Annotated in this window: 20 protein-coding genes; 10 read left to right on the plus strand and 10 right to left on the minus strand. The window is 42.2% G+C overall.

Going from position 1 to position 18,241, the window contains the following annotated elements; translation table 11 throughout:
- The first annotated feature begins 307 nt into the window (after positions 1–307).
- From IDZ20_RS14285 to IDZ20_RS14300, 4 genes are all read left to right on the plus strand, one after another.
- The gene (locus IDZ20_RS14285) at positions 308–1,168 is read left to right on the plus strand and encodes an efflux RND transporter periplasmic adaptor subunit (RefSeq protein ID WP_188152124.1); all 861 of its coding nucleotides are present in this window, start codon (positions 308–310) and stop codon (positions 1,166–1,168) included.
- A gap of 30 nt (positions 1,169–1,198) precedes the next feature.
- Positions 1,199–1,891 carry a glutathione S-transferase family protein gene (locus tag IDZ20_RS14290; protein ID WP_188152125.1) on the plus strand — a complete coding sequence of 231 codons (693 nt, stop codon included), beginning with the start codon at positions 1,199–1,201 and terminating at the stop codon, positions 1,889–1,891.
- A gap of 7 nt (positions 1,892–1,898) precedes the next feature.
- Positions 1,899–2,408, plus strand: coding sequence for a DUF1993 family protein (locus IDZ20_RS14295; protein ID WP_188152126.1), 510 nt, complete (start codon positions 1,899–1,901; stop codon positions 2,406–2,408).
- Between the two features lie 344 nt (positions 2,409–2,752).
- Positions 2,753–3,490, plus strand: a complete 738-nt coding sequence (locus IDZ20_RS14300; protein WP_188152127.1) for a LuxR family transcriptional regulator — start codon at positions 2,753–2,755, stop codon at positions 3,488–3,490.
- A gap of 241 nt (positions 3,491–3,731) precedes the next feature.
- On the opposite strand, the gene nhaR is transcribed toward IDZ20_RS14300, so the two are convergent.
- A complete protein-coding gene (nhaR, locus tag IDZ20_RS14305; RefSeq protein WP_188152128.1) occupies positions 3,732–4,619 on the minus strand; it encodes a transcriptional activator NhaR in 888 nt (295 codons plus the stop codon).
- 103 nt (positions 4,620–4,722) lie between these two features.
- On the opposite strand from nhaR, the gene IDZ20_RS14310 reads away from it, so the two are divergent.
- Genes IDZ20_RS14310 through htpX form a run of 6 tightly spaced genes read left to right on the plus strand, consistent with a single transcriptional unit; the run spans position 4,723 to position 8,881 of the window.
- On the plus strand, positions 4,723–5,079 hold the full coding sequence (locus IDZ20_RS14310; RefSeq protein WP_188152129.1) for a hypothetical protein: 357 nt from the start codon (positions 4,723–4,725) through the stop codon (positions 5,077–5,079).
- Positions 5,072–5,578: a 5-(carboxyamino)imidazole ribonucleotide mutase gene (gene purE, locus IDZ20_RS14315; RefSeq protein ID WP_188152130.1), complete on the plus strand. Its 507-nt coding sequence runs from the start codon at positions 5,072–5,074 to the stop codon at positions 5,576–5,578. Before IDZ20_RS14310 ends, purE begins: the two co-directional genes overlap by 8 nt.
- Positions 5,578–6,726 carry a 5-(carboxyamino)imidazole ribonucleotide synthase gene (locus IDZ20_RS14320; protein ID WP_188152131.1) on the plus strand — a complete coding sequence of 383 codons (1,149 nt, stop codon included), beginning with the start codon at positions 5,578–5,580 and terminating at the stop codon, positions 6,724–6,726. The genes purE and IDZ20_RS14320 overlap by 1 nt, the downstream gene beginning before the upstream one ends.
- Positions 6,723–7,655: a sodium-dependent bicarbonate transport family permease gene (locus IDZ20_RS14325; RefSeq protein ID WP_188152132.1), complete on the plus strand. Its 933-nt coding sequence runs from the start codon at positions 6,723–6,725 to the stop codon at positions 7,653–7,655. The genes IDZ20_RS14320 and IDZ20_RS14325 overlap by 4 nt, the downstream gene beginning before the upstream one ends.
- A 4-nt stretch (positions 7,656–7,659) precedes the next feature.
- A complete protein-coding gene (locus IDZ20_RS14330) occupies positions 7,660–7,959 on the plus strand; it encodes a P-II family nitrogen regulator (RefSeq protein WP_188152133.1) in 300 nt (99 codons plus the stop codon).
- Positions 7,960–7,999: 40 nt separating this feature from the next.
- Positions 8,000–8,881, plus strand: a complete 882-nt coding sequence (htpX, locus tag IDZ20_RS14335) for a protease HtpX (protein ID WP_188152134.1) — start codon at positions 8,000–8,002, stop codon at positions 8,879–8,881.
- Positions 8,882–8,992: 111 nt separating this feature from the next.
- Here the strand turns inward: htpX and IDZ20_RS14340 are convergent, their stop codons facing one another.
- The 9 genes from IDZ20_RS14340 to IDZ20_RS14380 form a co-directional block, all read right to left on the minus strand.
- Positions 8,993–10,393 carry an aldehyde dehydrogenase family protein gene (locus tag IDZ20_RS14340; protein WP_188152135.1) on the minus strand — a complete coding sequence of 467 codons (1,401 nt, stop codon included), beginning with the start codon at positions 10,391–10,393 and terminating at the stop codon, positions 8,993–8,995.
- A gap of 63 nt (positions 10,394–10,456) precedes the next feature.
- Positions 10,457–10,912, minus strand: coding sequence for a 3-hydroxyacyl-ACP dehydratase FabZ family protein (locus tag IDZ20_RS14345; protein ID WP_188152136.1), 456 nt, complete (start codon positions 10,910–10,912; stop codon positions 10,457–10,459).
- Between the two features lie 77 nt (positions 10,913–10,989).
- On the minus strand, positions 10,990–12,381 hold the full coding sequence (locus IDZ20_RS14350; protein WP_188152137.1) for a beta-ketoacyl-[acyl-carrier-protein] synthase family protein: 1,392 nt from the start codon (positions 12,379–12,381) through the stop codon (positions 10,990–10,992).
- Positions 12,378–13,256, minus strand: coding sequence for a hypothetical protein (locus tag IDZ20_RS14355; RefSeq protein WP_188152138.1), 879 nt, complete (start codon positions 13,254–13,256; stop codon positions 12,378–12,380). Before IDZ20_RS14355 ends, IDZ20_RS14350 begins: the two co-directional genes overlap by 4 nt.
- Positions 13,253–14,608, minus strand: coding sequence for a cytochrome P450 (locus tag IDZ20_RS14360; protein ID WP_188152139.1), 1,356 nt, complete (start codon positions 14,606–14,608; stop codon positions 13,253–13,255). The genes IDZ20_RS14355 and IDZ20_RS14360 overlap by 4 nt, the downstream gene beginning before the upstream one ends.
- An 18-nt stretch (positions 14,609–14,626) precedes the next feature.
- On the minus strand, positions 14,627–14,890 hold the full coding sequence (locus IDZ20_RS14365; RefSeq protein ID WP_188152140.1) for an acyl carrier protein: 264 nt from the start codon (positions 14,888–14,890) through the stop codon (positions 14,627–14,629).
- 14 nt (positions 14,891–14,904) lie between these two features.
- Positions 14,905–16,254, minus strand: a complete 1,350-nt coding sequence (locus IDZ20_RS14370) for an aminotransferase class I/II-fold pyridoxal phosphate-dependent enzyme (protein WP_188152141.1) — start codon at positions 16,252–16,254, stop codon at positions 14,905–14,907.
- Positions 16,247–17,077, minus strand: a complete 831-nt coding sequence (locus tag IDZ20_RS14375) for an SDR family NAD(P)-dependent oxidoreductase (RefSeq protein ID WP_188152142.1) — start codon at positions 17,075–17,077, stop codon at positions 16,247–16,249. Before IDZ20_RS14375 ends, IDZ20_RS14370 begins: the two co-directional genes overlap by 8 nt.
- A 5-nt stretch (positions 17,078–17,082) precedes the next feature.
- A complete protein-coding gene (locus IDZ20_RS14380; protein ID WP_188152143.1) occupies positions 17,083–18,216 on the minus strand; it encodes an acyl-CoA dehydrogenase family protein in 1,134 nt (377 codons plus the stop codon).
- Positions 18,217–18,241: the final 25 nt, after the last annotated feature.

An 18,241-nucleotide genomic window follows, 5' to 3' on the forward strand; every position in this document is an offset into this window, starting at 1 on the left:
ACTTAGCGAATATCGGGCTACTGTAAAATTTTACAGTAGCCAACTGTTATTAATATTGGTGTCTAATCGGAGAGCGTATCGCTTATGGACATAAAATATGTCGTTTATATAAGAAAAAATAATGTAGATAAGGATTTTAAGTCGATATAGCGTTAACGGTGCGTAAATTATAGCGACTGAGATAGCCGCATAGTCTATGGCGTCTTCTATGTGAGTCTTACGGACCTAATCGCTATGAAAAATTTTACAGGTTTACATGTATTTATCATTTGTCATAATTTTACCAACAAGACGCGAGGTAACAGCTATGAGAACATTTCAAATACACTATTTTTACGCCTTAGTTATTTTATCATTAAGTATGAGTTCGTTTGCCACTAGCACGCCTCAGCTACCGAGTATCCACGGTCATGTAATACCGCGTACAGTTATAGATGTAAAATCAAGTGTCCACGGCGTAATAAGCCAAATATATGTTAAGCCAGGAGATGATATTAGAAAAGGCGACCCGATCGCCAAGATAGAATTTCTTGTCGATTACCTAGCCGTGCACGAGGCAGAATCAAAACTGAGGATAGCGCGAATGGAGTTGGATTACGCGGCTAATGTTTTTGAAAGGCAGAAAAGTATGGCGAAGTCCTCTCATATATCGAGTGCGGATTTAGAAAGATATAGATTGAATATGGAAATTCAAAAATCCAGGGTAAATGATGCTCTATTAGAGATCAACCTTCTTGCGAAAGGGAGCGGGCAATCGAAGAGTGAACAATACAATATAGTGTACGCTACTCACGGTGGTAAAGTTATCGAAGTGCTTTCACATGAGGGAGACTATATTACAGCCGCTAATGTTTTCAACCCCGGAACGAGCCTAGCTAAGATCGCAAATATGAATGATCTTATATATACCGGATATATTACCGAAGACGCGATCAGGACTTTTAGCGCTGGGAACACATATTATATTCGACTTAGTGCATTTACAGCTTCTCGGATTCCCGTTCTTGTTGAGAGCGTTTCATTATTGGGTGAGGAAATCGAAGGGCAAGTGGTATTCAAGTTTATAGCAACTCTTGATTCCGAAATCTATTCGGTATCCCAAGTAGGATTGAGTGCAAATCTAACGTTTGATGATATTGAAAGCAACGATGTTATTGCGAAAAACTAATTCCAATATGTTTTCTTGTAAGGAATTATAATGATTGATTTATATACTGCCGGTACTCCTAATGGACACAAAATATCAACCTTACTAGAGGAGCTGGAGGTTGAATATCGAGTGTTTGAAGTGGATCTTGCATCAAAAGAGCAAAAGTCTGAAAAATTTTTAAAAATTAATCCAAATGGGAAGATACCGGTAATAATTGATCGGACCCCCAAGTTCCAGCACAGCCCTAGAGTCGTTTTCGAATCGGGTGCGATACTGCTATACTTAGCTAAGAAGTATGGGCAGTTTTTACCTGAAGACGAAGCTCGGGAAACAGATGTTATACAATGGTTAATGTTTCAAATGTCGGGTGTTGGACCGATGATGGGACAGCTTAATGTTTTTCGGCATTACGCAGCAACCAATATAGAGTTTGCGATTAAAAGATATGAATCAGAAGTTCGGAGATTATTCGAAACTCTAGACAGCGCTCTAACAGGTAGAGATTATATTGCTAATGAATATTCCATAGCAGATATCGCGCTTTTCCCTTGGGTCAAACAATATCAGTGGAGCGGTGTAAGCGTATTAGGTCTTAAGCATCTGCAGAAATGGCTTGGACTTGTAGGTGCACGAAAAGCTGTTAAGCGAGGTTGCGAAATACCCTGTGGCGTACTCGGTGGATCGCTGTCAGAAAATAAGACCGAAACAATTGAAATTGCAAAACAAATTCTAGTGGGATAACAATAAGATGATCAACCCAGCCTCCTTTTATATTCATTACCTTTGTCAGCTAAAAAAATTGTTACTAAAAATAAAGTCGATGGATAGATTAGACGTTATGAATGAACGGCTGATCCATAATATGTTCGACTTAAAACAACAAGCTAGAACTGCCATTGGATTTACCTTAAGGTCATGCTGCCCCATTGCCGGACGCGATATCGTAAATTTTGGCGATGACGAGTGCAGTATCAACAGTTTACTAGATGAAATATCAAAGACTATCGACTATTTGGCTGAAATTCCGGCTGAGGAGTTTTCGTTTTCTGAAGAGACTACAATCGAAACGGCGGCGGGCTTTGCAGATCTAGAATTTACTCCAATGGAATATTTTTTGTCATATAGCTTTCCTAACTTTATGTTCCACTATTGTATAGTTTATGCGATTGCGAGGAAGTCAGGCTTAGAAATTGGAAAAGCGGATTTCGATGGTTATCACAAATATCCACTCGGATTTGACTTTACCGATAGTAATTAGCTTGAATACAGTGTTGATTTTGTTTCTCAAGTGAGAATTGACGACCAATATAAATTGCTGCAAAATTGACCGGTCAGTCGAGTTTAGCAGGCTAGGCGCTACGGTAGAAGCGATACATGAGGTTCATGTGTTGACCCGCTTTTATAGTATTTAGAGACTTGCTCGATATGCTTAATGCTTACGTTTTAACTCTATATTGATTCACGCTAGACTATTCATAGCGAGATCAGTTATGGATTACGTTTAGCCGCAGCGCTCTCAAATGCGAGGTTCGCAAGGATATAGCAGTATTTTCTTTGAGCGCCCATTTTCGATAATGTGCGAAGCTACTGTTAGGACAAATAATGGAATACTCTCTGTTTTGTGAGTTGAGATATCGCCTCTCAAAGGTTCGAAGGGTCAATGAGTTAGACCCTATCTGCAAGCGTTTTTGTGAACAAATGGGTTTCGATCATTACTTGCTCTGCGTTTGTGAAGCAATGTCCTTTTCTACCCCTAAGGTATTAAGGATCACAAACTACCCTCCCGCTTGGTTAAATGTATACGATGAGCGGGGGTTGATGAAACTAGATCCTATTCGAAAATATTGCGCTACTCATATTGTGCCCGTCCTTTGGACAGATTTGGATAGCACTGATAACCAGCTGTCAGATGAAGAGCGCGAGGTTATGACACTGGCGGCCAACCACGGGCTGTCTACTGGCTTATCTGTCCCCGCAAGTGCACCATCAGGGCAAACGGCTTACTTCAGCCTGGCTAGTTCGAAAATCGATTTCTCAGATCAGAACCTTCAAACGGTTTTGTTTGCCAGCCATACATTCATGCAGTACCTGCTCGAGGCTTACCTACGAATAGATGTTGAGGAAAATCCGAAAGTAGCGCAACTAACAGACCGTGAACTTGAATGTGTATTTTGGGCATGCGAAGGTAAAACCGCTTGGGAGATGTCCCAAATTGTTGGTATTACAGAGCGGACAATTAATTTTCATCTGACGTCTGTAATAAAAAAGTTGGGAGCGTCTAACAGGCAGCATGCTGTTGCGAAAGCTGTATTGTATGGATTAGTAACACCGACCCTCTGATCACCTGTTAGTCGACTAAAAAAATAAAGCCTCCCACCTATGCTTTTAGTGCCGCATTCTAGTTTTTGGGGCCAAATAGAAGCTATGCGGAGCTGATTATATTTTTAAATATTGCTTAAAGCATGGTGATTAATAAAGGTCTTATTAAAGTATGACACTTATATAAACCTCTATAATAATCAATCTCTCTTCTTGATCAGTGCATTGGTTGATTGCGACGGATTATGATTAAATAAATACGCTAAATCAAAATATTCCGCGCCGATTCGGTGATCGCTATCACTGCGGGGTGAATAATTTTTCGCTCTACGGTAATTGCGTAAAACTGCTCGATAATTTCAGTAGTGCTGCCCATCTCGACAACATCGTATTCTTTCTCTACTTCTCGTGCGATTGGTGTCGGTGCTGTAAAAATACCCGCGCCACCACGACCGAAGGCTTTCATTAACGCTGTATCATCAAATTCACCAACTATTTTGGGTTGAACGTTGTGAGTTACAAACCAGCGTTGAATCTGCGCATAAATATTGGCGATTTTTCCTGGTATTAACATAGGTGCGCCGTTTAGCGACTGCGGAAAACCCTTAGCGAGTTTTTTCGCTACGGTTTTCTTAGCAAAGAAGGAAATACCACATTCGCCAAGGTGATGACTAAATCCCTTCACATTAATGGATGGCGGTATCACCGCGTCGGCCAACACCAAATCTAGTTTGTGCACGGCAAGGTCGAGCAGTAATTCTTCCATCGATCCTTCTCGACAAATAATTCTCACCGAGCTATTAACCGCCAGCGCCGGTGACAGAAGTTGATAGGCTATGGATTTTGGGACAACGTCTAATACGCCTACCTTGAATTCGAAGGGACGATCTTCTGGCATAGTTCGAACCATCTCTTCTAGCTCATCGCCAAGTGAAAAGATTTCTTCGGCATACTCTTTCACGAGCTTGCCCGACTCGGTCAACTGTAAGTTTCTCCCGACCTTGGTAAACAAGGCGATATCAAGTCGCTGTTCTAATTGACTTAGCTGCCCGCTAATCGTCTGTGGCGTTAGATGCAATGACTCGCAGGCCTTAGTAATACTGCCTTCTCGAGCAACGGTAAGAAAGTAATAGAGATGTTTGTAATTCATAGAACCTTCGTTTTTTTCGAACTATTGCCTTATTAAATTCGAATTTTATAAGTTAATCAATAGCTTTATGCTGGCTCCGAATCTAACCAATGAGGAATAAGCGATGAACGTACTGATCAATTCACCCGATATAAAACTGTCGGAAGCGGCACGCGAAAACATTAGATGTAATGTGCTATTCACATTTTCTAGATTCCAAAACCGGATAGATGATGTCGAGTTACATATTAAAGATATAAACGGCCCTAAAGGCGGTGAAGACAAGCAGTGTGTGCTCAACCTGAAGGGCCGAGGAAAGGAGCCAATTGTGATATCCGGCAAAGGCGAAAATGTGACCTATGTAGTCGATAAATGCCTAAGCCGAGCGAAGTCTGTGATTAGCCGTAAATTGAAAATGAAGGAACTGCACCGCGAACGTCGCGCCTTTTTTGAAAACTTGGAAGCGAACCCCTATGACTAACCAAAACAAGCCACTAGTCGCCGTTATCATGGGCTCGAAATCAGATTGGGGCACCATGAAGTTTTGTGCAGACGTATTAGAAACGTTGTTAATTGAGTATGAAGTATCGGTAGTTTCAGCGCATCGTACGCCTGATAGGTTGTTTAGTTTTGCAGAGCAGGCAGATGAAAATGGTTTAGAGGTCATTGTCGCGGGCGCCGGCGGTGCGGCGCACTTGCCGGGTATGGTTGCAGCGAAAACACATCTGCCTGTACTTGGCGTGCCTATCCAATCTGAGGCGTTAAATGGTATAGATTCGCTACTATCTATAGCGCAAATGCCGGCTGGCATTCCCGTTGGCACCTTGGCGATATCAAAAGCTGGGGCGACCAACGCTGGTTTGTTAGCGGCTGCGATTCTAGCCAACAAGTATCCAGACATTAAAAAGCGCTTAATCCAATACCGACGCCAACAAACTGAAAAAGTATTAACGCAACTGGATCCGCGCGAGGTTATATAATGAAAGTCGCTGTAATCGGTACTGGACAATTATCGTTATTGCTGGCGCAGGCCAGCAATTATATGGGCATAGAGCTAATACCCTTTGGTACAAAAAAATGTCTTCATTTAACCGAATACTGTAATCCCGTCTATGCGCGACAAGCAGAAAATAATACCCTCAGCACACTAGCAGAATCGGTTGACGTAATTACCTATGAATCCGAAAATATTTCGATTGATAGTCTTAAAACACTAAATTGCACTGACAAAATCTATCCAAGCATCGAGGCGCTGGAAATATTCCAAGATAGGTTAACAGAGAAACGCTATCTAAACGACCAGCACTTAGCGACGGTTAAATATCAGCGAGCCTTGACAGAAGAAGATCTGAACGATGCGGTGGAATATCTTGGCTTTCCAGCGGTGATAAAGTCACTGAAAAATGGCTATGACGGAAGAGGCCAAAAAGTTGTCCATAATATGGACGAGTTGCAGAGCGCTTGGCTTGAACTTGAGCAATATTGCATTATCGAAGAGTACTTAGCGTTTGACTATGAAATATCAATAATCGCTGCACGAGACCTTCAGCATAATATTGTGTTCTACCCCGTTAGTGAAAACTATCACCGGCATGGTCAGTTGCGTCTATCGCTGGTAAGCCTGAATCATCCTATGCAAAAAAAAGCCGAAGACATCATTAAAAAAGTCTTACATGACTTAAATTATATCGGCTGTATGACAGTGGAGTTATTTGTAAAGGGCGACAAAATAATTGTCAATGAAGTAGCTCCACGCGTACACAACTCAGGCCATTGGACTATCGACGGCACAAGCAGTTCGCAATTTGTCAGCCACTTAACCGCGATTACAGGTAAAAGCCTTAGTCAGCCAGACGTGATTGCGCCTGCGGCAATGGTTAATCTTATTGGCCATGTACCAAATTTATCAAGGTATGAAGATGACAAGAGTATAAAGGTGTACGACTACCAAAAAGAACCACGCTCTGAAAGAAAAGTCGGTCATATCAATCTACTCGGCAATGAGATTGGAGAGACCACGTTTTACTACAAGCTAGGCAACTTGCTCAAACAGCTAAACGAGACAACCTTGTCCAACCATATCTACAAGCGTTTAGATGCCCTTACACAAGAGAAAATAGCTCAATGATAGATCCAATAATTCTGTTTTTTATCTTTGGTTTTCTCGCAAGTCTATTTCGTTCGGACTTAAAAATACCGCCTGCCATATACGATTTGCTTAGCATATTATTGTTAATAACAATTGGTATGAAAGGCGGCGTAGAGCTGGCGAAACAACCGTTTATTAGCCTACTACCACAAATTGGTGTTGTATTACTGATAGGTTTTGTTATCCCGCTGGTACTGTCTCCTGTACTAAGACAGCTAGGAAAATTTAAAAGAGAGGATGCGGCTTCTATCGCCGCTCATTACGGCTCGGTAAGTGTAGGCACTTTTGCGGTTGCCATTGCCTTTATGGAAAACAACTCAATCGAGTATGAGGCACATTTACCGGTATTCGTCGTAATGCTGGAAATTCCTGCGATAATCGTCGGTATCCTGCTAGCGAAAGGCATTCAAGCCAATATGGCCTGGGGGAAAATAAGCCACGAAATATTTTTGGGAAAAGGTGTGGTATTACTAATTGGCGGACTTGCCATTGGCTGGATAGCCGGACCGGACGGCATTACCAAAATCAAACCACTATTTTTCGATTTGTTCACGGGCATACTCGCGCTGTTCTTACTGGAGATGGGCTTAATTACCGCACGCCAACTAAGCAGCTTGAAAAACTACGGATTTTTTTTGGTGGGCTTTGGGATAATTGTTCCGGTATTGATGGCCATCGGCGGTGTGTGGGTTGGTTTAGCTATGGGCCTTTCTGTGGGTGGCGCAACGGTGCTGGGTACGCTAACCGCAAGTGCTTCGTATATCGCTGTACCAGCGGCGATGCGAATATCAGTTCCTAGCGCAAATCCGACATTATCACTAACGGCGTCTCTAGGCATTACCTTCCCCTTTAATGTTTTAGTTGGAATCCCCATTTACTATCAAATAGCAAAACTGATGCAGGGTTAAACAGATGAGTACAGAGAAGGAGTTAATAACCATAATTACCGAAGCGGTATTGGAAACCGAGTTGTGTAAAAAAATAGAACAGCTCGGCGCCACAGGCTATACGGTAATTGATGTGCGCGGTAAAGGGCATACGGGCAACCGCGGTGGTGACTGGAAAGAAAGCGCGAACATACAAATCGAAGTTGTTTGCAACGCGCATTTGGCCGAAGTCATCACCCATACATTAGAGACAAACTACTTTGATGACTATGCGATGATCGTCTACCGATCACCGGTAACCGTACTTAGATCCGATAAATTCTAACGAATTTTTCACTAACTGATTATCAGCAGAGGTAAAACAGATGAAACGCATAGGACTATTTCTAGCAACTAACTTGGCGATTGTGATAGTGGCTAGCTTAACGCTAAATATTTTAGGCGTTGGCTCGTATCTTAATGAAAATGGGTCTGGGCTTAATTTAACATCGCTGTTAATTTTTTGCGCAGTGTTTGGTATGGCGGGTGCCTTCGTTTCGCTGTTCCTTTCCAAAATTATGGCAAAGTGGAGCGCGCGGGTCCAAATAATTAAGACGCCGGCAACCCAGCAACAACAATGGCTGGTGCAAACAGTCGAAGAGCTATCGAAAAAGGCCGGGATCGGTATGCCCGACGTAGGTATATTTCCGGCGAGTCAGTCGAATGCATTTGCTACGGGATGGAATAAGAACAACGCGCTTGTTGCGGTGAGTGAGGGGCTGCTACGGAACATGACTAAGGACGAAGCGAGAGCGGTTGTTGGTCATGAAATTGCGCACATCGCCAATGGCGATATGATTACCCTAACGCTAATTCAAGGTGTAATTAATACGTTTGTGATGTTCTTTGCGCGCATTATCGGCAGTGTTATCGACCGAGTGGTGTTCAAAAATGAAAATGGCCACGGTATTGCCTACTTCGTTATCGTATTTGTGTGTGAGATGGTCTTGGGCATTCTCGCATCCACTATCGTTATGTGGTTTTCGCGCTATCGTGAATTTAAAGCCGATGCCGGTGGCGCAGCGTTAACGGATAGAACGTCCATGATTAATGCGCTAAGGGCACTGCAGCGCGAACAATTGCAGCAGACCGAAATGCCAGATAGTTTGCTGGCGTTCGGTATAAACTCAGCCAGACTTAGTGGATTCAAGAAATATTTCGCTAGTCATCCCCCTCTTGACGTTCGTATTGCGGCTTTGAAGAGCTGATTAAAAAGCCTAAATGTTATAGGCCACCTTGGCCTATCTCTATAAGCTAAGGTGGCAAAAGATCGGTATCTGTCACAATAAAGTCCAGCGTTCTTCTAGACTAATCGACCCTTACCTTAACATCAGCTTTAGTATGAGGCGCGTTAGTCGATTATAGGGGGGATGTACAAGCGAAGACAGATTGAATCTAGCTTGCTTGAAAATCGATCTTTGGTTGGAAAATGTCTTAAAACCAAATTCGCCGTGACAACGACCCATACCACTACCACCGACACCGCCAAATGGAAGACTCTCGATAGGCATATGTACCAGAGTATCGTTAACAGTGACGCCACCAGAATGCGTTTGCTTCAAAATTCCATTTATCGTAGACCTATCGTTAGAGAAAATATAAAGCGCTAAGGGTTTGTCACGAGTATTAATGTATGCGACGGCTTCATCGATGTCTGAGTATTCAATTACCGGGATGATTGGGCCAAACAATTCTTCCCCCATAATATCCATAGTATTATTTACATTTGTTAGGAGGTGCAACGCCATATAACGCCCTTTTAACACTCTCATTTTTTCGGCGACATGGATATGAGCACCTTTCTGTTTAGCGTCGTCAAGCATTGAATTCAATCGTTTATAGTGTTCTTCACTTACTATACTTGTGAAATCCGTGTCAGCATTTTTATACAATATCTCGCTATAACTGATTGCCTTTTTAATAAATAATTTGCTATGTCCTTTCGGAATCAGCACATAATCTGGCGCTATGCAGGCCTGACCTGCGTTAACCAATTTACCCCATACGATACTGCGAACCGCCTTTTCAATTGAATAATCGACATCAACTAATACAGGTGATTTTCCGCCAAGCTCTAGGGTAACAGGGGTGAGGTTTTGGCTAGCGGCACTCATTACACTGCGGCCAACTTTAGTAGAACCCGTAAAAAATAAGTGTTGAAAAGGCAGCTGTACGAAATACTCGGCTACTTTCTGTCCTCCCGTAACGACACATACTTTATCCACGGGAAACTGATCTTGAAGGAGATTAGTGATAAGTGTAGAAAAATTGGGGGAGTGTTCCGACAACTTGAGCATCACTCGGTTTCCCGCCGCGATTGCGGAGACAAGTGGAGAAACCAACAAATACAATGGGTAGTTCCAAGGAACAATAATTCCTACAACGCCTAGCGGCTGATGTTGTAGAAAAGCTGCACCAGGCATCAGCCAAATTGAGGTCGACCTGCGTACGGGCTTCATCCAGCGCTTTAAATTGCGAATGGAGAAATTGATCGCTTCCATACACGGAAAAAATTCGAAAAGACGAGTCTCATGGGGTGAGCGATAGCCAAAGTCTTTGGAAATTGCCTGCTCTATATGCGCCATATTATCTAGAAGTAAGCGCCTCAATTTATTCAAAGAGTCTATTCGGCTTTCAAAACTAGGATACTTGTTGTCAAGGTAAGCGGAAGTTTGAATATCGAATTTATTTGATATCTCTGACAAGTAAGGTTCGTTCATCTAACTATTCCACGATGATCATACTAAAACAAATAATAACGTTTGCTAAGCATTAAGAACGCACTACTTTTGAACAGCAATTTGCAAAGTTCCGTGGCTTACTCTATGGCCGTCGACGTTACATATAACGTTAAACTCAGTATTGTTTCCAAATCGTTGCTTAATACTAGTATGAATTTCAATTTTACTACCGGGATAAACAATACGTTTAAAGGATATTTTATTCTGTATTAAGTATCCCTGAAGCGTTTGTTCAGTTCCGCCAAACGTATCGCGTTCAAGTAGATGAAGTAGTACGCCTGAGCTTTGCGCCATGGCCTCTATTTGAAATATTGCAGGAAAAATAATTCGATCTGCAAAATGCCCCTTGATCCTTTTATCTTCAGTATTGACGAAGAATTCGCTAACCAAAGCTTGTTTAACTGGACAAAACGATTTTACGAGGTCTATAAAAACAAATTCGATACCATGCGGAAGAATGGCCGCTAAATCGCTTTTATCTAAGTATGTATCTTCCATTATGACCGGCCCTTTAATCTACTTGTTAGCAACGTTTGGTTTTGCGTGGCTACTACAAGCAGATATAGTTGTAGTAACTATTCATTAATTATTGATGAGCAAAGTAGCGCTGCGTTGTGGCCACCAAACGCAAAGGATTGAGTAATTGCGCGAGTAATCGTAGCCTCGGTAGGTTTAGTAACAAAGTTTAAATCGCGAACGGGATCACTAATATTTGCGGATGGGTGCAACTGTTGATTTTTTATAGATAGAAACGTGACTGCTGCTTCAAAAGCACCGGACGCACCAAGAGAGTGACCAAGGATAGATTTTGTACTGTTAACGAATGCTTTCTTTCCAACAATATGTTCGATTGCTTCCGATTCGACGTCGTCGTTTGGGACGGTTCCAGTGCCATGACTATTGACGTACTGAATGTCGGTGCCTTCAATGCCCGCCTGAGCTAGTAATTTCCCCAGCAACGATTTAATGTTCCTTCCTGACGGTTCAATAATCATCGTACTATAACCTTCAAAATTTCGGCTATAACCACTAATCTCCCCGTATATGTTCGCTCCTCGTGCCAAAGCTGAGTCATAGTCTTCCAGAACTAGATAACATGCCCCACCTTCACTAAACATAAATCCAGAACGTCCTTTATCGAATGGCATGTTACATGTTCGAGGAGAATCCGTATGGCGTGTTAAGGTACCACCCTGATCAAAAGCACGAAAAATAGCACCGTAAGGGTCATGCATGTACTCTGTGCCACCTGCGATTGCACATTTAACTGTGCCCGATGCGACACTTCTGAATGCCTCACCGATTGAAATTGTTGATGACGCACATGCATAGCTGTAAGTGTTGCACTCACCGGTGACTCCAAGGCTAATGCCAATGTTTGCAGCGCTGGCGTTTGGCATATGCATGGAGACTACGAATGGATTAAACTTTTTGTCGTAGTGCAATAGGCTTTCTGTATGGCTTAGGGGGTTATTTTCTGGCTCCGAAGGAGCGCTACCTGACTTGGGCTCTGCTAGAAAGTTAGACTTAAATTCTTTAATCGATTTATGTATTACAGAGTTTGACTGGTGGTTATAACTATCAATGAAAGATGCTATTCCGCCGATACCGGTACCAACATATACACCTACGTCGCCAGCATCGTAGTCGCATAATCTAGACTGATGTTTACCGGTTGATTCCAGGGATAAGCCCGCATCATTGAGTGCGCTTTTTGCTGCAATAATACTGTTGAGCGCCGCTGGGTCTGTCTTTGAACGCATAAATGCAGAATAGCCAAGAGCTTTGTAGTCGGGCAAAATTAACTCCGACCAAAAAATAGATTTATAGTCGTAAAAATTTTGCCAAAATTCCGGGATAGGCGCTGCCGCGCTTTCACCGCGCAGGCAATTACTCCAAAATGTCGATAAATCGTGGCCAATTGGAGATACTAAACCAATTCCAGTTACAACGACCCGATTGCTCATCTGATTTCTCTCTGTTTAGTATTGTTTTGTTTGGGATAGCCAAGCACGTAAGTGAAACCACCACCAGATCGCCACAAAATCTTTTTATGGTGTTCCCAATGATAATGTTCATGGCCATCGACTTGGGAAATAAGAATTTTTTTCTCTCGTGTTGTATAGGAACGAAAGACACCAGTCATAGCATCAAAGAGATAAACAAATGGCGCTATGGGGATTAGATAAGTAACAATAAAGCGACTCCATTTTCGTGGTTCGACAAATGGGTCGATTAATGAAGCCATAATCGTTAAAAACACCATAACAAAACCAAGCGGAGTGCGTTCGGTAAGTTCGAAGATTAAAATACCTTCGTTGGCGTTAACGGTACTTTGAATAATCCCAACCGCATCGTGAGGTCTAAAATGATGGAAACTACAACACATCGTTCTAAGCCCAGTTTGGCTTTCGACATCACGAGCATCAACACGCTGGGAAATATATTGAATATGGTTTTTTGGGTACTGTGCCTTTAGGGTTTCCCAGCCAGAAGGATTAGGGTGGTAATCTGAAAGTACCAGCGTTACTTTACTGCCGAAGGCCTCCTCTATAGCGCTAAGATTATCTGGGATGGGTCCGCCCATTCCAGAACAAAGATCGAGGATCTTATTACTGCCAGTGGCTTTTAGCGCTTTTACGATTGGCTCAATAGTTTCGCGAGAGGGTGGTCTCCATAACTTATCCCAAGCAGTCTTTAGGGAAGACGGAAAGATGTTAGGAGCCTTAGGTGCCCACGACCAAGTGTTAGCTAGAGCATTTAAAAAACAGATCCTCAATAATTCTGGACAGGATTCTCTTTCGTGTAATGCAATGAGTTGTTTTCTTTTTATTGTTTTCATAGAGTAGCTAAAGGCTCCATCTTTTCTGCAAATTTTAAGCTTTTAACAATGAGCTTAGACGGCGCTAAGATCACGTTACGTCGGCGGGGTTTTACACTATCAAACCCCTTTATTTCGAACGTAAATCTTTGTACTAGTTGAAAAATTGTTAGCTTTATTAGCATTTCTGCCAAATGTATACCGATGCATCGACGAACACCGCCACCATATGGACTATAGTTTCCGGTGTCGAATTTGTTGTCTTCAAACCGTTCCGGAACGAATGCCTTTGGGTCGTTAAAAATTTTTTCGTCTCTCTGAAACAAAAAGCTACAAGGTGAAATAAAGACTTGTTTTGGCTCTGTCTTCAAACAGAAGTCGGTCCGTATCCGCGAATAAAAATCAATTACCGGCAATACCCGCAATGCTTCTTGATAGACATTATCAAGATATTTGTCTTGCATAATGGTATTCAATACCTCGTCATCAAATTGATCAACTCTAGGTAGAGAATATCTCAGTTTTTGAATGATATCTGGTCTTGAATAAATCCAATACGTCGCCCAAGCCATACCTGCGGCGCTTGTGTCATTACCGGCGACAAACAACGAAATAATCTGATTTTTTACCCATTCATCAGAAACAATATTGTCTTCTTTTTGGAGCCTCAGAAGATGTTGCAGCATCGAACGAGATTGTGACGCTGACAACTCCTCGATAGTTTTCTGAGCGTTGATTTCGCCGTATATCAAGTTTGAAAATGCCTTTACCCTACCGCGGTACCAACCAAAGGGGCTAAACCGTCCAAAGTCCATTCTTAAAGGGGGGACAAATGCTAATAGGCCGGTGATTGGACCTAACAACGGAAACAGGATCTTCTGATACGCTCGTGGAGTATTGAGAGATTTTTCCCCGAAAAGAACTTTAACCATGACTGACAGGGTAATTTCTCTAAAAAGCTCTGAAAGATCTCGCCCATTATCAAGATTATTGAGAAAGCCACTAATTGATTCATTTATCATTGCACCTTGCCGTAACAACTGCTGCGATTTAAGCGGCGGTTGCAAAGAGCGTCGAGCATGGCTGTGCTGTTCTCCATCTAGTACGAAAACTGAGTCCGGCCCAACCATAGGCTCTAGAATCTTATTTGTTTCTCCGGCAAGTAGGCTAGATCTAGGCTGCGCGTAAATATCTTTGACCACCTCTGGATCAGAGACCATCACAAGATCTGCCCAACCGAATATTTTTATTCGAAATACCGGTCCGAATTTTTCACGACATCGTTCATAATACTGAAGTGGATTGAGCGCCCAAACTATAGTTTCAACCAAAGAAGGTAGCCGAGATGTAGGGATGTCTTTTAAATCTAACATGATCCTAGGCTACTCTTTTTAGGCGGGTGCCATATTAGTTTGTCTCTGAATAATAAGATCTGCAATAAAGTCGAGTGTAATAACCTCAATATTGAGTTCTTCTGGTGTAATTTCGACTTCGAATTCGTCTTGGACCTCCATTCCCAAACTCACTATATCCATTGAATCAAGTCCCACCTCTTTGATTAAATCGCTGTCTTTAGTCAAAACGGTACCTTCCTCTAAAAGAAGGTTGTCTCGAACCATCTCAAACAGTTTCTCTAACACTTTTTCCTTTGACATATTTCCTCCTAAATTTAATTCAAGTTTTCGAGTTCTACTTCGGCGACGTTTCTGGCGGAATTTAAAACAGCAACAGTTTCAAAGCTAAACATTCCTTTCTTGTATTGATTCCATACGTAGTCCAATACTTGAACGAGTTCATCTATATCTTTCTTTGTGTGAGTTGCCATCAAACTTATCCTGAACCGTTGTTGTTCTACCGGCACGGCTGGGTATTCTACTGAATTGAGAAAAATACCATTCTTATGGAATTCATACGCCGCAAGACGGATATCCATATCGAGGGGTACCATGACAATAACAATGGCTGCTTCGGCGTTTACATCAAAGTTATGGCTTAATTGATTAATGCTAGAAACGGCGTATTGCACGTTATCTAATAGGGTTAATCGTCGCTCTGGCTCGTTTTCCATTACGTCTAATGCGCCGAGAATTGCACCTGTTGTTCCGGGGCACATCGCCGACGAAAACATGTATGAACGGCTAAAGTAACGCAAAAAATTAATCATTTCCTTCGAGCCGGTAATGAAACCACCTGTTGCGCTGATCGCCTTACTGAAAGTACCCATCAATAAATCGATGTCTTTAGTCGCCTTATAATGCTCACCCACGCCTCTACCCGAAGCTCCAAGAACTCCTGTGCCATGCGCATCGTCAACCATAAGCATGGCATTGTATTGTTTGCATAACCGCACAACCTCATCCAACGGACAAATATCACCATCCATTGAATAAACGCCTTCCACGCCAACGAAAATATTTCTTCCAGATTGAGAGTGCTTCTTTAACAATTTCTCTAAGTGTTCAGTATTGTTGTGACGAAACTTATAGAGGCGCACTCTTGATAGGATCATGCCATCATAAAATGAGGCGTGAGAGTACTCATCGTATATAACGATATCGCTTGATTGAGTCATGCCACTAACCAAACCAACGTTAGCGGAATAACCGGAAGAAAATACCATAGCAGCTTCCTTACCTTTAAAAGCTGCGATACGTTCTTCTAGCTCTTGATGTAACTTTGTATACCCACTTAAGAAAGCAACGCCGCCAACTCCCGACCCGTATAGATCTATCATCTTCTTCGCTTTTTCACGAATATGAGGATGATTACCAAGTCCTAGGTAGCTGTTGGAACCGAACATGATCATTTCGCGAGTATCGCCTGAAATAGGATCTTCTACAAAAACATGAGACTCGGAAGGAGATGAAATTAATCTGTGGTAAAAGATACGATTGCGGTCTACCTCTTGCTGGCCTAATCGATTAAAAATATCGACTCGTTCAGCAGTGCTCATTTTTTGATCATGAAATATTTCGTCACCAATACTGAAATTTTCGCCTACTTGAATTTTCTCATTCATATACTGAATCCGCTTTGTTAAGTAAAGACATATTGCGTACAGCTCTTGGGGCGAACCTATGAGCCATGTAAACCAACCTAGCCAAAAAGGATGGTACGATCATAAAGGTATTCTTGGGCATTGCGTTCGTTAAGGTTTTTGCTACTAGCCCTACTGTAATAGGCGGAATTTTTCTTTCTGCAGCCAAAACGGCCTTTGGTTTTGTTAGGTTTTCAACTTCAAAGCCAGGCGTATGAGTTGCCGGTGGGCATAGAACCGAAATTCTAATATTCTGATTTTTGTACTCCGAATAAAGCGATTCGCACAAACCAACCAGTGCATGTTTACTAGCTGCATACGCTGAAAAGCCGAACAACCCCATAAATCCGAGCACCGATGCTGTTTGGACGATATGTCCTTTTTGCTTTTCCTGAAAAAAGGGTAAAAAAGTTTGAAAAATATTTATCGGGCCGAAATAATTTACATCGATAAGCGCTTTAAGCTCGCTACTTTTGTAATCAAGAAAATAGCGAGAAATTGCCACGCCCGCAGAGTTGATAACGATGTCTATATCCCCAAATTGTGATAAAACTTGGTTTTTAAGTGCAGCTAAGGATTCCTTGTCGTTTATGTCCGCAACGAAATAACTGATAGAGGTGGTGGAGTGTGACGTTAGCTCCAGATATTTAACGGCACGTTCAAGCTTTATTCTATTTCTAGATACAACAACCAGATTACAGGAATAGCGGCTAATTTCTTCAGCAACACCTAGCCCGATGCCTTCGCTACCGCCAATGATTATTATTGTTTTATGGCTGAAATATTTAGATTTTCGATTGAACATGGGTTCTATTCCAAGCCCCGCGTCACTTCATTATTGCCAATAATGTCTTTCAAAATATCGGTAGAGCCGCCAAAAATTCGCATTGCTCGTGCGTCTACAAAAGCCCTAGCGACAAATGAATCTTCCATATAGCCAGAAGCACCAAATAGACTAAGACATCGGTCAGAAACCCGAGAAAGCATTTCACTAGCCCAATACTTTGCTTGACTAGCATCGACTAGATACTGTTCGTTATTAATAATTTTTTCGAGGCACGCGTTGATGAAAGATTGCGTAACATCAATTTCAGTACGCATCTCTGCAAGTGCGAATCGAACAGTTTGTTTGTTCGATAAAAGATCACCACCCACCTCGCGTGCTTTAACATGCTGCACGCATTTTTGAAAGACGCTTTTTGCCAAGGCTGTGCAGTGTACTGCTATGATAAATCGCTCCATAGGAACATGACGCATTACACTTAACATGCCCGATCCTACGGCACCTACGATATTTTCTTTCGGTACCCTGCAATTGTTAAATACTATCTCTGCAGTATCTTGTGCCCTATATCCAATTTTCTTATAGTGCTGCCCGTTAGAAATACCGACGCTAGCGCGTTCCACCAATAAAAGACTTAAATTAAAGGGTGTGGTATCCGAGGTCTTACACAGGACAAGAATAAGGTCAGCTGTCGATCCGTTGGAAATATAGGATTTAGAACCATTTATGACCCATTCGTCCCCGTCTAGATATGCCGTAGTTTCAGTTGATTGCAGGTCTGAGCCACCTTGAGATTCAGTTAACGCTATCGCTGTTATGAGCGTTCCTTGAATAAGATCAGGCAGATATTTATCTTGTAGTATTTTAGAGGCACGGCTCACGATATAAGGCGTGACGATGTCCGAGTGCAACGGAAACGTAATACTACTTAACCCCAATTTAGCGAGTGTTTCTATGATTGCGAGAGAAAAGTGGAAACTACGGCCCTGCCCGCCTAACGAACGTGGAACGCTCGGGCAAAGAAATCCATTTTTACCGGCTTCAAGCCAGACTTCTTTCGGAATGCCGCCAGTATTTTGCCAATCCTCGTAATAGGGGACAATACTCGACTGACACCAGGATTCGAAACCATCTTTAAATTGCTCAAGATCTTGTTGCACAAATAGCCTCAGTAATTAAATATAA

Source organism: Teredinibacter waterburyi (genome assembly GCF_001922985.1).
GTDB classification, from domain to species: domain Bacteria; phylum Pseudomonadota; class Gammaproteobacteria; order Pseudomonadales; family Cellvibrionaceae; genus Teredinibacter; species Teredinibacter waterburyi.

What these genes read in the sequence shown, in the direction of transcription:
- IDZ20_RS14285 (WP_188152124.1), top strand. Translation starts at nt 308, where the DNA reads ATGAGAACATTTCAAATACACTATTTTTACGCCTTAGTTATTTTATCA.
- IDZ20_RS14290 (WP_188152125.1), top strand. Translation starts at nt 1,199, where the DNA reads ATGATTGATTTATATACTGCCGGTACTCCTAATGGACACAAAATATCA.
- IDZ20_RS14295 (WP_188152126.1), top strand. Translation starts at nt 1,899, where the DNA reads ATGATCAACCCAGCCTCCTTTTATATTCATTACCTTTGTCAGCTAAAA.
- IDZ20_RS14300 (WP_188152127.1), top strand. Translation starts at nt 2,753, where the DNA reads ATGGAATACTCTCTGTTTTGTGAGTTGAGATATCGCCTCTCAAAGGTT.
- nhaR (WP_188152128.1), bottom strand. Translation starts at nt 4,619, where the DNA reads ATGAATTACAAACATCTCTATTACTTTCTTACCGTTGCTCGAGAAGGC.
- IDZ20_RS14310 (WP_188152129.1), top strand. Translation starts at nt 4,723, where the DNA reads ATGAACGTACTGATCAATTCACCCGATATAAAACTGTCGGAAGCGGCA.
- purE (WP_188152130.1), top strand. Translation starts at nt 5,072, where the DNA reads ATGACTAACCAAAACAAGCCACTAGTCGCCGTTATCATGGGCTCGAAA.
- IDZ20_RS14320 (WP_188152131.1), top strand. Translation starts at nt 5,578, where the DNA reads ATGAAAGTCGCTGTAATCGGTACTGGACAATTATCGTTATTGCTGGCG.
- IDZ20_RS14325 (WP_188152132.1), top strand. Translation starts at nt 6,723, where the DNA reads ATGATAGATCCAATAATTCTGTTTTTTATCTTTGGTTTTCTCGCAAGT.
- IDZ20_RS14330 (WP_188152133.1), top strand. Translation starts at nt 7,660, where the DNA reads ATGAGTACAGAGAAGGAGTTAATAACCATAATTACCGAAGCGGTATTG.
- htpX (WP_188152134.1), top strand. Translation starts at nt 8,000, where the DNA reads ATGAAACGCATAGGACTATTTCTAGCAACTAACTTGGCGATTGTGATA.
- IDZ20_RS14340 (WP_188152135.1), bottom strand. Translation starts at nt 10,393, where the DNA reads ATGAACGAACCTTACTTGTCAGAGATATCAAATAAATTCGATATTCAA.
- IDZ20_RS14345 (WP_188152136.1), bottom strand. Translation starts at nt 10,912, where the DNA reads ATGGAAGATACATACTTAGATAAAAGCGATTTAGCGGCCATTCTTCCG.
- IDZ20_RS14350 (WP_188152137.1), bottom strand. Translation starts at nt 12,381, where the DNA reads ATGAGCAATCGGGTCGTTGTAACTGGAATTGGTTTAGTATCTCCAATT.
- IDZ20_RS14355 (WP_188152138.1), bottom strand. Translation starts at nt 13,256, where the DNA reads ATGAAAACAATAAAAAGAAAACAACTCATTGCATTACACGAAAGAGAA.
- IDZ20_RS14360 (WP_188152139.1), bottom strand. Translation starts at nt 14,608, where the DNA reads ATGTTAGATTTAAAAGACATCCCTACATCTCGGCTACCTTCTTTGGTT.
- IDZ20_RS14365 (WP_188152140.1), bottom strand. Translation starts at nt 14,890, where the DNA reads ATGTCAAAGGAAAAAGTGTTAGAGAAACTGTTTGAGATGGTTCGAGAC.
- IDZ20_RS14370 (WP_188152141.1), bottom strand. Translation starts at nt 16,254, where the DNA reads ATGAATGAGAAAATTCAAGTAGGCGAAAATTTCAGTATTGGTGACGAA.
- IDZ20_RS14375 (WP_188152142.1), bottom strand. Translation starts at nt 17,077, where the DNA reads ATGTTCAATCGAAAATCTAAATATTTCAGCCATAAAACAATAATAATC.